Source organism: Nocardioides sp. Root140 (assembly GCF_001426745.1).
Lineage (GTDB): Bacteria > Actinomycetota > Actinomycetes > Propionibacteriales > Nocardioidaceae > Nocardioides.
The window spans coordinates 110,056-123,055 of sequence record NZ_LMFI01000013.1 but is presented as its reverse complement, the minus strand read 5'-3'; the positions used below and the strand labels follow the sequence as shown (position 1 = coordinate 123,055).

At 68.5% G+C, this 13,000-nt stretch carries 12 protein-coding genes and 1 pseudogene; 9 read left to right on the top strand and 4 right to left on the bottom strand.

What is annotated here, in order from left to right; genetic code table 11:
* The first annotated feature begins 101 nt into the window (after positions 1-101).
* The 4 genes from ASD30_RS21925 to ASD30_RS21910 all read left to right on the top strand — a co-directional run bounded on the left by ASD30_RS21925 (position 102) and on the right by ASD30_RS21910 (position 3,970).
* Positions 102-1,358 carry a sulfotransferase family protein gene (locus ASD30_RS21925; protein ID WP_056687191.1) on the top strand — a complete coding sequence of 419 codons (1,257 nt, stop codon included), beginning with the start codon at positions 102-104 and terminating at the stop codon, positions 1,356-1,358.
* Entirely contained in the window at positions 1,355-2,170 is an 816-nt protein-coding gene (locus tag ASD30_RS21920; RefSeq protein WP_056687188.1) for an SDR family oxidoreductase, read from the top strand. The genes ASD30_RS21925 and ASD30_RS21920 overlap by 4 nt, the downstream gene beginning before the upstream one ends.
* A gap of 44 nt (positions 2,171-2,214) precedes the next feature.
* Positions 2,215-3,381 carry a sulfotransferase family protein gene (locus ASD30_RS21915; RefSeq protein ID WP_235532655.1) on the top strand — a complete coding sequence of 389 codons (1,167 nt, stop codon included), beginning with the start codon at positions 2,215-2,217 and terminating at the stop codon, positions 3,379-3,381.
* Positions 3,382-3,445: 64 nt separating this feature from the next.
* The gene (locus ASD30_RS21910; protein WP_082564078.1) at positions 3,446-3,970 is read left to right on the top strand and encodes a nuclear transport factor 2 family protein; all 525 of its coding nucleotides are present in this window, start codon (positions 3,446-3,448) and stop codon (positions 3,968-3,970) included.
* A 72-nt stretch (positions 3,971-4,042) separates the two neighbouring features.
* Here the strand turns inward: ASD30_RS21910 and ASD30_RS21905 are convergent, their stop codons facing one another.
* The gene (locus ASD30_RS21905) at positions 4,043-4,747 is read right to left on the bottom strand and encodes an EthD domain-containing protein (protein ID WP_056687182.1); all 705 of its coding nucleotides are present in this window, start codon (positions 4,745-4,747) and stop codon (positions 4,043-4,045) included.
* 32 nt (positions 4,748-4,779) lie between these two features.
* Positions 4,780-5,550 carry an SDR family NAD(P)-dependent oxidoreductase gene (locus tag ASD30_RS21900; RefSeq protein WP_056687178.1) on the bottom strand — a complete coding sequence of 257 codons (771 nt, stop codon included), beginning with the start codon at positions 5,548-5,550 and terminating at the stop codon, positions 4,780-4,782.
* 185 nt (positions 5,551-5,735) lie between these two features.
* Between ASD30_RS21900 and ASD30_RS21895 the strand changes: the two genes are divergently transcribed.
* From ASD30_RS21895 to ASD30_RS21885, 3 genes and pseudogenes are all read left to right on the top strand, one after another.
* Entirely contained in the window at positions 5,736-6,482 is a 747-nt protein-coding gene (locus ASD30_RS21895) for an SDR family oxidoreductase (protein ID WP_056687175.1), read from the top strand.
* A gap of 184 nt (positions 6,483-6,666) precedes the next feature.
* A pseudogene (locus ASD30_RS26775) lies at positions 6,667-7,073 on the top strand (Rieske 2Fe-2S domain-containing protein); the annotation flags it as partial.
* Positions 7,074-7,148: 75 nt separating this feature from the next.
* Positions 7,149-7,940, top strand: a complete 792-nt coding sequence (locus ASD30_RS21885) for a hypothetical protein (RefSeq protein WP_056687166.1) — start codon at positions 7,149-7,151, stop codon at positions 7,938-7,940.
* Between the two features lie 21 nt (positions 7,941-7,961).
* Here the strand turns inward: ASD30_RS21885 and ASD30_RS21880 are convergent, their stop codons facing one another.
* Entirely contained in the window at positions 7,962-8,813 is an 852-nt protein-coding gene (locus tag ASD30_RS21880; protein ID WP_056687161.1) for an IclR family transcriptional regulator, read from the bottom strand.
* A 39-nt stretch (positions 8,814-8,852) separates the two neighbouring features.
* The gene (locus tag ASD30_RS21875) at positions 8,853-10,025 is read right to left on the bottom strand and encodes a hypothetical protein (protein ID WP_056687158.1); all 1,173 of its coding nucleotides are present in this window, start codon (positions 10,023-10,025) and stop codon (positions 8,853-8,855) included.
* A 150-nt stretch (positions 10,026-10,175) separates the two neighbouring features.
* Here ASD30_RS21875 and ASD30_RS21870 point away from each other — a divergent pair, with 150 nt between their 5' ends.
* Positions 10,176-11,852 (top strand): FAD-binding protein, encoded by a 1,677-nt coding sequence (locus tag ASD30_RS21870; protein WP_056687156.1) that lies wholly within the window; start codon positions 10,176-10,178, stop codon positions 11,850-11,852.
* Between the two features lie 11 nt (positions 11,853-11,863).
* Positions 11,864-12,898 (top strand): ferredoxin--NADP reductase, encoded by a 1,035-nt coding sequence (locus tag ASD30_RS21865; RefSeq protein WP_056687153.1) that lies wholly within the window; start codon positions 11,864-11,866, stop codon positions 12,896-12,898.
* Positions 12,899-13,000: the final 102 nt, after the last annotated feature.

Here is a 13,000-nt window from a genome sequence, read left to right as displayed (position 1 = left end):
GGGCGGTGAAAGGTGATCCCGATCACTGGGACCACTGAGCCGCCCGGCCTCCTCCGCCGCGAAGGTTGCCCCAGAGGACGTTTTCGACTGAGGAGCACGCCATGGCCGCCACGGAACTGAGATTCGACGACCTGCTGGACCCGGTCCTGACACCGGCCCAGCAGCAGATGGTCGACTACGCGAACGCAAACCCGGTCGACTACAGCGTCGACGCGGTTGTCGCCGGTGCCCGTGCGATGACCGGGATCGAGGACGTCGGGCCCGATGACGGGTGGGACGAACGGCTCCAGGTCTGGATCGACGTCGCCCACGAGCCGAACCGCACGAACATGGCGCGGATGGCGATGCTCGGCCTGTCCACGAAGTTCCTCTCCAACCGGATGCGCGTCCATGACTTCGCGGCCCGCCACCCCGAAGTACGTGACATCGAGATCGCCGCGCCCGTGATGGTGAGCGGACTCTTCCGCAGTGGCACCTCGCACCTGGTGAACCTCCTCGCGGCCGACACGAGATTCCGGGGCGCTCCCTTGTGGGAGCTCAACCAGATGGTGCCCGGACGCGGTGACGGAGCGGGCCCGGACGGGGTCGACCCCCGGTTCACCCGCGCGGCCGAGAACTATGAGATGGCGCAGGCTGCCAACCCCTACATCAAGTCGTGGCACCCGATGGATCCGTGGCGGATCGAGGAGGACATCGAGATCCTGGCGTCGAACTTCTCCGGCACCTATCCCGAGCACCTCTTCCAGCACGCCGAGCCGTGGCGCGACTACCACCTCGCGCACGACCAGACCCAGCACTACGAGTTCCAGAAGCTGTGCATGCAGGTCATGGACTGGCACCGGCCCGGCGAGCGCTGGCTGACGAAGTATCCGGCTCACATCGAGAGCCTGCCAGCGCTGCTGAGTGTCTTCCCCGACGTGATCGTGGTGGAGACCCATCGTGACCCTGTCGGCGCGGTCGTCTCCGCCGCCACCATGCACTCCTACATGGCCCGCACCTGGCAGCACGAGATCGACTACGCGCATCACCTGGACTACTGGCGCGACCTCAGCCAACGCCTGCTGGAGGCGGGGGTGCGTGATCGTCATCTGGTCGAGGACCAGGTCGTGGACGTCTACTACGACGAGATGGTGGCCGACAACTGGTCGGCGGTGAATGCGGTGTACGACAAGGCCGGCATCGAGATGACGGACAAGTCGCGGGCGGAGATCCAGGCGTTCATCGACAACAACGCCCAGGGTCGCGACGGACGCATCGTCTACGACCTGCGTGGCCACTTCGGGGTCGAGCCCGAGGACGTCCGCAAGCCGTTCGAGGCCTACCTCGAGCGCCACCCGGTCCGGATCGAGGTCAAGTGACCGAGAGCGTCGAAGACTCGCGCGCCCTGGCAGCCCCGCTGCTCACCGACAAGGTCGTCCTGGTCACCGGCATCGGCCCCGGCCTGGGCCGGGCACTGGCCGTGCGCTCGGCCCAGGCCGGCGCCCACGTGGTGCTGGCAGCGCGCACGCCGGAACGACTGGCGGAGGTCGCCGACGAGGTGACCGCCCTCGGTCGGCGTGCCCTCGCCGTACCGACGGACATCACGGATCCCGAGTCGCGTGAGCAGCTCGTCCAGCGGGCGCTCGACGAGTTCGGCCGGGTCGACGCGTTGGTCAACAGTGCGTTCGTCCAGCCGCCGCAGGAACGACTCCTCGACACCGACGTCGAGGCCATCCGCGGCTGGACCGACCTCAACGTGCTGGCCTCGGTCGGACTGGTGCAACAGCTCCAGAAGACGCTGGTCGCCAACAGCGGTGCGGTCGTGCTGATCAACTCGATGGTGCTGCGCAACCGGCTGCCCGGCTTCGGCGCCTACCGCATGGACAAGGCCGCTCTCCTCGCCGCGGCGCGGAGCCTGTCCGTGGAGCTGGGGCCCCACGGCGTGCGGGTGAACTCGGTGGCACCGGGCTACATCTGGGCCGACAAGGTGCGCCGCTCCTTCGAGCGACGGGCCGAGGCCTCGGGCGTCACCTTCGACGAGGTGTACGACGAGGTGGCTGCCGGCACGGACCTTCGCCGGCTGCCGACCCCGGACGAGATCGCCGATGCGGCGGTCTTCCTCGCCTCCGACATGGCCAGCGGGATCACCGGCCAGTGCCTCGACGTGACCTGCGGTCACACCCACCACTGACGACACTGCGGCGACGAACCGCCGCGAGGAGGACCAGGATCACCGTGACCACTCTGGGCACCATCGAGGAACTCCATGAGGCCGCGTCGGCCCGCGCCGGGCTCGACGACTTCGGCGACCCCGGCTACCGGGAGCCGATGCAGGTGCTGATGGAGAGCTACGTCCGTGACGCCGGGCTCACCGAGGCAGGCCTGGTGCGCACCAAGGCCATGCTCGGTACGGTGCTGGAGACCAGGCTCCGCCTGCAGCAGGCGTACGCACGCTGGCCGCAGGCTGCCCAGGTGGAGATCCGGCGGCCCATCTTCGTGACCGGCCTGCCGCGCACCGGCACCACTGCGCTGCACCGACTGCTCTGCCTCGACCCGCAGAGCCAAGGCATGGAGCACTGGCTGACAGAGGCGCCGCAGCCGCGGCCGCCGCGCTCTGCGTGGGCCGAGAATCCCGACCACCAGCAGATGCAGCAGTTCCTCGATGCGCACCACGCGGCCAACCCGGAGATGAAGGGCATCCACTTCATGTCACCGGACACGGTCGAGGAGTGCTGGCGCGCCGAGCGCTTGTCGATGCGCTCGATCGCGTTCCAGAACACCGCGCACCTTCCAGGCTACTCGGAATGGCTGGCAGGGCAGGACCTGACGCCGGCGTACGACGCCCATCGCGAGATGTTGCGGATGATCGGTCTCAACGACGCCGGTAGGCGCTGGGTGCTGAAGAGCCCCAGCCACCTCTTTGGCCTGGACGCACTGATGGCGACCTACCCGGACGCCCTGATCATCCAGACCCATCGTCATCCGCGCACGATCGTGGCGTCGGTCAGCAGCCTGAACCAGCATGCCAGCGCCGGCACCTCGACGACCTACACCGCCGAGATGGTCGGGCAGAACTGCCTCGAGCTGTGGGCGCACGGCGTGGAGCGCTTTGCCGAGGCCCGCCGGAAGTATCCCGAGGAGCAGTTCGTCGACGTCCACTACGAGGACTTCGTCGCCGACGCGCCGGGGGTGGTGGCCAGGATCCACGACACCTTCGGGTTGCCACTCGGGGACGACGTGAAGGAGGCGGTCGCCGCGAGCCACGAGGAGAGCAAGGCCAGCGAACGACGGCCGGATCACCGCTACTCGCTGTCCGACTTCGGGTTGACCGAGGCCGAGGTGGACGCGAGGTTCGCGGGCTACGTGGACGAGCACTTCTCGGCCGGGACCCGGGTCTCGTGAGCACGGCACGACTCAACAAGGCGGCCGGCCGGGCCGGCGGCGACGGCTCCACGACGGAGGAACCATGATGGACCTGACGGAGTTCGAGCAGCTCCGCGACGATGTCAGGATCCTGAAGGACATCGAGGCGATCAAGCGGGTGAAGTACGCGTACTTCCGGTGCCTCGACACTGCGAACTGGGGGGAGCTCCGGGAGCTGCTGCACCCGAAGATGCGCGCGAACATCGTGGGTGGGCGCTACCGCCTCGAGTTCGACAACCGGGATGACTACCTCGAGACGCTCGCCAACTCCTTCCACGCGGAGTTCGTCGGACAGCACAACGGCCACCACCCCGAGATCGACGTCCACAGCCCGACAGAAGCGACCGGCAAGTGGTACCTCTCCGACGTCGCGATCAACCTGGCCCGGGCGTGCACCACGGTCGGAACCGCGATCTACACCGACCAGTACCTCAAGACCGACGGTGCCTGGCAGATCATCGAGACCGGCTACTTCCGCATCTACGAGACCGTCACCCAGGACCCCGAGCCGCCCGCGTTGAGCGCGCACTACCTGGCCGACCACGGACGCAGACTCCCCACGAAGTAGGAGACCTGCGTCCGGCAGGGCAGCCGGATGCGCCTGCCCTGCCGGACGCAGTCCCTTCAGCGCAACAGTCGCTCAGGCGAACGGCGAGCTCATCACGAACCGGCTGGACGGCACGACGCCGACGTCAGGGCCGAGGAACTTCGCACAGCTCTCGAACATCAGGCCCATGCGGCGATCGAGCTCGCGCTGGTCGCCGCCGCTGCCGTACCAGACGTGCGGGTCGGACTGTGCCTCGATGGGGAACAGCTCCTCCACGATCGCGTCGACCGGGAAGGCGTCGGCCGTGAGGCTGCGCACCACGGTGTTCTGGACGTACCCGATGCTGGCCTGGGTCTCGATCGCGACGTCCGTGTGGTGGTTGTGCCAGTAGTCGAGCCAGTCCGGGTGCGACATCGCCTCTGACCGTCGGATGAAGGCGATGTTCGACAGGCCGGGTGTCCGTTCGCCGGGTGAGGGGTCCGACGGCTCGATCGGGACGCTCTCGGTGACCACCCAACCGGCGATCGCGTCAGCCATCGAGAGCAGGGAACGCTCCAACGGCCCACGGACGGCGTCGCGCCAAGTGTCGACCCACAGGCTGACCACGGCGTCCACCCGGTGTCCGGACGGAGGGCGGCGCAGGGTCGCCGAAGCGACGTCTGAGTCGGAGACGTTGACCTGGAGACCACGCGCGCCGGAGGCTCGGAGCTCGTCGGCCACGGGTCCTCGCAGACGAGTGGACAGTTCTTCGGTGTCAGCGTCGGCCGGCCAGGTCACGGCATAGATCAGTTTCTCCACAGGGGTACTCCTCGTTGGAAGGGACGGGCGGTTCAGAACGACGCGCGGGCGCCGCCGTCGAGCCGCAGCTCCGAGGCGTTCCAGTAGCGGGCCTCGTCCGATGCGGCGAACGCGATCACGGCGGCCATGTCGGCGGCCGTGGCGGACTCCTCCTGGCCCCACGGGTGGATCAGTCGGCTGAGCCACTCGCCCTGGTAGTCCTTCATCTGCTCCCAGATCTCCCACATCATCTTCGTCTGCACGCCGGAGGGGGAGATCGGCACGACCCTGATCCGCTGCGGGGCGAGCTCGATCGCCAAGGTGAGCGAGGCCGAGACGATCGCGGCCTTCGACCCGGCGTACGACGCCATCGTCGGCACGGCCTGCGTGGCCGACGTCGAGGCGATGTTGATGATGCTGCTCGTGCCGCCCGCAGGGATGAACGGCAGTGCCTGGTTGATCAGGAAGAGGGGGCCGATGAAGTTGATCTGGGCGATCGTGCGCGCGAGGTCGCTGTCGAAGGTGTCGATCGGGGTGCGCAGCGAAACGCCGGCGACGTTGCACACGACGTCGATGCGGCCGTCGAGCTGTTCACCTGCGGCCCGCACGGCATCGACGATGCTGTCGTCGTCGGTCATGTCGACGAAGTGGGAGCGGAAGCGCGCCGGGTCCTCGACCATGCCCTCGGTCTCCTTCAGGCCCTCGGCACTCCTGCCGAGGCCGAACACGGTGGCACCTTCGGCGATGAAGCGGACAGCGGATGCCTGGCCGATGCCCGAGGAGGCCCCGGTGATGAGGATGTTCTTGCCTTCGAACCGGTGCATGGTTCTCCTTCGTGGTGGCCGGACCACGGTCCGGTGGAGGTGAGTTGTTCCTGACGCTAAGTGGCCCGGATCACGTCCCCGGCGGCGATCCCGGTGTCCGGGATCGTGTGTCAGTGGTCCGCTGAATCGCGCCTAGCGTCCAGTTGCCGAAGCACCCGGCACCCCACTCGAGAGGACACGCACACATGGGCAAGCTGGACGGAAGGGTCGCGATCGTCACCGGAGGTGCCCGCGGCATGGGCGCCTCGCACGTGCGCGGTCTGCTGCGCGAGGGCGCACGGGTCGTCTTCGGTGATGTGCTGGAGGACGAGGGGCGGCTGCTCGAGAAGGAGCTGGGCGAGGATTGTCGCTTCCTGCCGCACGATGCCACGTCGGAGGAAGGGTGGGCGGCGATCGTCGACCTCGCCATGACGGCCTTCGGGAGGGTCGACATCCTCGTCAACAACGCCGGGATCCTCGGCTTCGGGTCGCTGGACACAACATCCCTTGAGGACTTCCGTCGGGTCATCGACGTCAACCTGGTCTCGCAGTGGCTCGGGCTGAAGTACGCAAGCGCGGTGATGGGCGAAGGCGGGTCGATCGTGAACATCTCGTCACTCAACGGGCTCGTCGGCGGCATGAACCTGACCGCCTACGCAGCCAGCAAGTTCGGGGTGAGGGGCCTGACCAAGTCGGCGGCGATCGAGCTCGGCCCCAAGGGCATCCGGGTCAACTCGGTCCATCCAGCAGGTGTGGCGACACCGATGCTGGGCAGGGCCGAGGACGACGTGGACAGCTCGAACGGACCGATGGCCAACATCCCGATTCCTCGGATGGCCTACGCCCACGAGGTCACCGAGATGGTGCTCTTCCTGGCGAGTGACAGCTCGAGCTACTCCACCGGCTCGGAGTTCGTCATCGACGGCGGCATGTCGGCCGGCGCCGGCTTCTGACCCCCGGGCCGCGACACGTTCCACCGACCGGGACTGCCACCGGGCCGCCGCAAGGCTGGTCCCGGCGGCAGTCCCGATCATCAGGATCGCCCCCGGAGTGCCCCTTCGCCGTCGTTACGTTTCCCGAACCAGTGGAAGCAGGTCGACACCAGTCGGCCTGCAGGCGGAAGGGAACGTGCTGAGCATGTCAGTAGCCGAGATCAACGAGAACGAGGTCCGCACCATCGAGGCGGCCGAGGTCGAGACGCGGTTCGCGCGGGGCTGGCACTGCCTGGGCCTGGCCCGGGACTTCCGCGACGGGCAGCCGCACTCGATCACCGCGTTCGGCACCAAGCTCGTGGTGTTCGTCGGCGAGGACGGCACGGTCAACGTGCTCGACGCCTACTGCCGACACATGGGCGGCGACCTGTCCCAGGGCACCGTCAAGGGCAACGAGATCGCCTGCCCCTTCCACGACTGGCGCTGGGGCGGCGACGGCCGCTGCAAGAACATCCCCTACGCCCGACGCGTCCCGCTGCGGGCCCGCACCGCGGCCTGGCCGACCCTCGAGCAGGACGGCATGCTCTTCGTCTGGAACGACCCCGAGGGCAANAGAACATCCCCTACGCCCGACGCGTCCCGCTGCGGGCCCGCACCGCGGCCTGGCCGACCCTCGAGCAGGACGGCATGCTCTTCGTCTGGAACGACCCCGAGGGCAATCCGCCGCCTGCGGAGGTCACCATTCCGGTCATCGAGAAGTTCAACGACGGTGAGTGGACCGACTGGGTCTGGAACCAGATGGTCGTCGACACCAACTGTCGCGAGGTGATCGACAACGTGGTCGACATGGCGCACTTCTTCTACGTGCACAAGTCGTTCCCGACGTACTTCAAGAACGTATTCGAGGGACACGTCGCCACGCAGTACTTCGACGGTGTCCAACGCGAGGACGTCGTGCACCAGCAGGATGCGGTCGCTGCTGCGGATGCACCCAAGTTCATCGGCTCCGAGTCGGAGGCCGCCTACTGGGGACCGTCGTTCATGATCGACCACCTCGACCACAAGTTCGAGGACGGGTCGAACCCGTCGGTGCTGATCAACGCCCACTATCCCATCGACAACAACAGCTTCATGCTGATCTTCGGGCTCAGGGTCAAGCGACGCGAGGGCATGACGGCCGAGGCCGCGGAGGCCGGTGCCCAGCGAACCGGGCAGGGGATCCTCACCGGCTTCATGCAGGACGTCGAGATCTGGAAGAACAAGACCCGCATCGACAACCCGCTGCTCTGCGAGGAGGACGGCCCGGTCTACCAGCTGCGCCGTTGGTACCAGCAGTTCTACGTCGACGTCGCCGACGTGACCCCCGAGATGACCGATCGCTTCGAGTTCGAGATCGACACCACCGCCGCGGTGAAGGCCTGGACCGCCGAGGTCGAGCAGAACATCGCGCTCAAGGAGACGGCCGGGGCGCCCGCCTGACGCGGGCCCGCACGTCGGGACTCACATGATGGCGTCGTCGTCGAGCCGGGCGAGGATGTTCTCCATCATGCCGTCCGACCAGACGGTGGACGGCCGGTCCTCGGGGGAGCTGTCGGGGAACAGCCGCTGGGAGATCCGTCGGGTGGCGTCGAGCACGAGCGGCACATAGCGCTCCAGGGGCTTGTCCGAGGCGCCGCACAGTGCGACGGCGGCAACCGGTCCCTCGGGACCGCGGATCGCCGAGGCCACTCCGGAGACGCCCTGCACGTACTCGTCCTTCTCGAACGTCAGGCCGTGCCGGCCGCGAATCCGGCGAAGCTCCTGGTGCATCACGAACAGATCGGTGATGGTGGCGGGGGTGCGGGGTCGCAGACCGCCCTCGAACAGCGCATCGACCTCCTCGGGCGTCACCCAGGCGAGCTGCGCCTTTCCCAGCGCCACGGCGTACGCCGGTGCCCGGCCGCCCACGCGGCTCGGCAGCCCGGGCAGGGAGCCGGCACCGAACTGGTCGAGGTAGACCACGTCGGAGAAGTCGAGGATCCCCAGCTGCACCACGCGACCGGTCTTGTCGTGCAGCTCCTGGAGCAGCGGCACGGCGACCGACCTCAGCTGGTCGTGGTGCCCGACGTCGCCGCCCAGTTGGATGGCCCGTTGGCCGAGGCCGTAGCCGCCCTCGCTGTGCCGCAGCCAGCGCAGGCGCACCAGCTGCTCGAGGATCCTGTGGCTGGTCGACCGCGGCAGACCCGTGCCGCTGGAGACCTCGTCGAGACGCAGCCGCACGGCGCGGTCGTCGAACATCTCCAGGATCAGGGTCATGCGCTCGACCATGGAGGGAGGGGCCGAGGACGCACCGTCGGCGTCGGTCGAAGTCATCGGATGGAACCCTTCTTCATGGTGCTCGTGCAGGAGTGCTCAGGACAGGATCAGGGCGTCGTCGACCCCGTATCCCGACGCCCAACGCCCGTAGGGGACCAGGCTCTGCTCGACGTTGTTCACCAGGTGTGCCGCGCCCGTGTGCACGTCACGCCAGCATCGCTGGATCACGGTGCTGTTGCGCACGCCGTGCCCGCCCGAGACCTTGAGCAGCAGGTCGATGGCCTCGACTGCCCGTTCCGTGCTGCGCACCTGGTCGCGTCGAGCGCGCAACCGGGTCTCCACGGGGATCGCCGCGTTGCGGGTTGCCAGGTCGTACAGCTCGTCGAGGTTGCGATCGACCTGGAGCACCGTCGCATCAAGCTCCGTCAACCCGCGGGCGAGGGCGGCATGGAGGAAGTTGTCGTCATTGCCCTTGCTGCCGCCGTGACTGAACTGGGCGCGGTCGCGCATCCGGTCGAGGTGGTAGTCGTAGGCTCCCTCGGCGGTGCCGACCAGCGGGACGCTGATGGAGGTGCTGTAGACCGCGATCAGCGGGATGCGGTAGAGCGCGGGAGTCCCGGGCTCGCTCCGACGCTCCTCCACCCGCGTGCGGCCAATCGACGCGTAGACCCGATGGGCGGGGACGACCACACCGCTGACCACCACGCCCTTGCTGCCGCTGCCGCGCAGTCCCACCACGTTCCAGTCATCGGTCAGCGTCAGGTCCGAGCGCGGCACCAGCGCCACGGAGTAGTCGACGACGTCGTGGGCCGGTCCGACCAGGAGCGCGCCGAGCAGGAACCAGTCCGCGTGCTCGGCTCCGGCCGCGGCGTTCCACTCGCCACTGAGTCGATAGCCGTCGGACTCCGGCGTCATCCGCCCGACCGGGCCGTACGACGCGGTGACCCGGGCGTCCGGGTTCTTGCCCCAGACGTCTTCGGCTGCCTGGGGCTCCATGAGTGCCACGTGACAATGGGTGGCGCCGATGATCGAGGCCACCCAGCCCGTCGAACCGCAGGCGGCGGCCACCGCCCGGATCGCGGTGAAGAACGTCTTCGGGTCGCTCTCGAGGCCACCGTGGGTGCGCGGCTGGAGCATCCGGAACAGCCCGCTCGCGGTCAGCGCCGACATGGTCTGCGTCGAGACCTTGCGGTCCAGCTCGGTGCGCTCGGCTCGTTTCCGGATGTCGGGCAGCAGTGTCCTCACGGATTCGAGAACGTCGGCGTTCACGCAGGGTCCTCCGGCGAGCTGTTGGCTGGGGTCGTGTGTCGTCCCCCAGCCCCAAGGCTACCGCCGCCGGCGTCCCGGCGAGGTCGATCGGGTCCCGGTGATCGGGATCCGGGACGGCGCCCCGGAGCGCTTTGACTAGCGTCCTCGACCATGGAAGAGACATGGAGCCACGAGGTTGATTTCGTCGTTGTCGGCAGCGGTGGCGGCGGCATGGCGGCAGCCCTGACTGCGGCCGACTCGGGCCTCGACACGTTGATCGTGGAGAAGGCCGCGGTGTTCGGCGGAACCACCGGCATCTCCGGTGGCGGAATCTGGATCCCGAACAACCCGGCCCTGCGCCGAGCCGGTCACGACGACAGCCGTGAGTCGATCCGCACCTACCTCAACACCCTCACCGAGGGCAAGGTCTCCCAGGCCCGGATCGATGCCTTCATCGACAACGGCCCGGCCGCGATGGAGCTGCTCGAGAAGAGCAAGTGGGTCGACTTCTTCTGGGTCAAGGGGTACGCCGACTACCACCCCGAGCTCGAGGGTGGGCGGGCGCTGGGCCGCTCCATCGAGGCCAAGCCGTTCGACACCCGCAAGCTGGGGGAGGACGAGCAGCGACTTCACCCCAACGGCATGGCGGGACCGCTCGGGCTCTGGGTCACCGCGAAGGACTACCACGACCTCGCCATGGTCAAGCGCACGTGGCGCGGCCGGTGGATGTCGGTGGTCGCCGCCTGGCGGGTCTCCTCCAACGTGATCCGCCGCCGCCACATGGCCACCACGGGTCGGGCCCTGGTCTCCCGGCTGCGGCTGGCGCTCAAGGACGCCGGCGTTCCGGTCTGGCTCGAGACGCCGATGTCCGACCTGGTCGTCGAGGACGGCGTCGTGACCGGCGTCGTCGTCGAACGCGACGGCGTGCCGACCCGGATCCGCGCCCGCAAGGGAGTCCTGCTGGCCACCGGCGGGTTCGACCACAACGACGAGATGCGCAAGCAGCACCTGCCCGAGGGCGGCAAGGACGACATCAGCGGTGGCGCCCGGAGCAACACCGGCGACGGCATCCTGGCCGGCGAGCGCCTCGGCGCTGACACCGACTTCATGGACGACGCGTGGTGGATGCCATCGGTCAAGCACCCCGCCGGCGCGATCGTGCCCCTGGTCTCCGAGCGGTCCATCCCGCCCTCGGTGATCGTCTCGGCGCGCACCGGTGAGCGTTTCACCAACGAGGCTGCGCCGTACGTCAACTTCGTGCACGACCAGCTGGACGGCGGCCACATCCCCGTCTGGTTCGTCATGGACGCCAAGGCCCGGTCCCGCTACCCGTTCGCCCGGGTGCTGCCCGGAGTCGACTTCCCGGCACCGTGGTACGACGCGGGCACCGTGGTGAAGGACGACACGATCGCCGGACTGGCCGGCAAGATCGGCGTGCCCGCCGACAAGCTGACCGCGACCGTCGAGCGGTTCAACGGCTTCGCCCGGTCCGGCAAGGACGCCGACTTCGGTCGCGGGGACAGCGCCTACGACCGCTACTACGGCGACCCCACCCTGCCGAACCCGGCGATCGACACCCTCGACCGGGGCCCCTACTACGCGGTCAAGGTCGAGGCCGGTGACCTCGGCACCAAGGGAGGCCTGGTCTCCGACGAGCACGCCCGCGTCCTTCGGGCCGACGGCTCGGTGATCGAGGGCCTCTACGCGACCGGCAACACGTCCGCCTCGGTGATGGCCAACGAGTACCCCGGAGCCGGCGGCACCATCGGGCCCTCCATCGTCTTCGGCTACGTGGCCGCCCGGCACGCCGTACGCACTCCTGCCCACGTGGCAGACGCACAGCGGTAGGGACAGGGGCCATGTCGCAGCAGCGCGCCTTCAAGGTCCGGGTGGTCGAGGTGATCGCCGAGACCCCGGACGCCCGTTCGATCGTGGTCGAGCCGGAGACCGCCGACGCCTCCCACTTCGGCTACCGGCCGGGCCAGTTCCTCACCCTCAACATCCCCACCGACCGCGAGGGCGGCGCCGCGCGCTGCTACTCACTGTCCAGCTCACCGTCCCTGGACGAGCGGCTGAAGATCACGGTCAAGCGGACAGAGGGTGGCTACGGCTCGAACTGGGTGTGCGACCACCTCGGGGTCGACGACGTGATCGAGGTGCTGGCACCGTCCGGCACGTTCACCCCGCGCTCCCTCGACGTCGACTTCCTGCTCTTCGCCGCGGGCAGCGGGATCACCCCGGTCATGTCGATCCTCAAGACGGCGCTGCACGAGGGCTCGGGCAACGTCGCGCTGGTCTACGCCAACCGTGACGAGCAGTCGGTGATCTTCCGTGACGAGCTGGTCGCTCTCGAGAAGGCGTACGACGACCGCCTGCGGGTGATCCACCTGCTCGAGTCGGTGCAGGGACTGCCCCGGGCGCGGACCCTGGAGCAGCTCGCCGGGATGTGGGCGGACCGGCACGTGTTCATGTGCGGCCCGGAGCCGTTCATGGACGCGGTGACGGCCGCGGTCTCCGAGGCCGGGGTCACCCCGGATCGTGTGCACCACGAGAAGTTCCTCTCGCTGGGAAGCGACCCGTTCGCCGACTCGGTCGTCGAGCTCGACGACGCCGGCCCGACCAGCACGGTCGAGGTCACCCTCGACGGAGCGACGACGACCTTGGCGTGGCCGCGCAGCAACAAGCTGCTCGACGTGCTGCTGGCCGCCGGCCTCGAGGCGCCGTACTCGTGTCGTGAGGGCAACTGCAGCGCGTGCGCCTGCATCGTCCTCGAGGGCGACCTGGAGATGGAGCGCAACGAGGTCCTCGAGGCCGAGGACATCGCCGAGGGCATCGTGCTCGGGTGCCAGGCAGTCCCGCTCAGCGACCGGCTCCGGATCACCTACGACCAGTGACGACGAGCACCAGAACCGGCGATTCTCACTGAGCGAGAGACCTCGCCCATCGGGTGGGTTCGCGCGCAACTGTGGTCCCAGACCACAAGGCCCGAGAAGCGA

Bases quoted from the DNA above. Each gene is read 5' to 3' on its own strand.
- ASD30_RS21925 (WP_056687191.1), top strand. From the start codon at position 102: ATGGCCGCCACGGAACTGAGATTCGACGACCTGCTGGACCCGGTCCTG.
- ASD30_RS21910 (WP_082564078.1), top strand. From the start codon at position 3,446: ATGATGGACCTGACGGAGTTCGAGCAGCTCCGCGACGATGTCAGGATC.
- ASD30_RS21900 (WP_056687178.1), bottom strand. From the start codon at position 5,550: ATGCACCGGTTCGAAGGCAAGAACATCCTCATCACCGGGGCCTCCTCG.
- ASD30_RS21895 (WP_056687175.1), top strand. From the start codon at position 5,736: ATGGGCAAGCTGGACGGAAGGGTCGCGATCGTCACCGGAGGTGCCCGC.
- ASD30_RS21885 (WP_056687166.1), top strand. From the start codon at position 7,149: ATGCTCTTCGTCTGGAACGACCCCGAGGGCAATCCGCCGCCTGCGGAG.
- ASD30_RS21880 (WP_056687161.1), bottom strand. From the start codon at position 8,813: ATGACTTCGACCGACGCCGACGGTGCGTCCTCGGCCCCTCCCTCCATG.
- ASD30_RS21870 (WP_056687156.1), top strand. From the start codon at position 10,176: ATGGAAGAGACATGGAGCCACGAGGTTGATTTCGTCGTTGTCGGCAGC.
- ASD30_RS21865 (WP_056687153.1), top strand. From the start codon at position 11,864: ATGTCGCAGCAGCGCGCCTTCAAGGTCCGGGTGGTCGAGGTGATCGCC.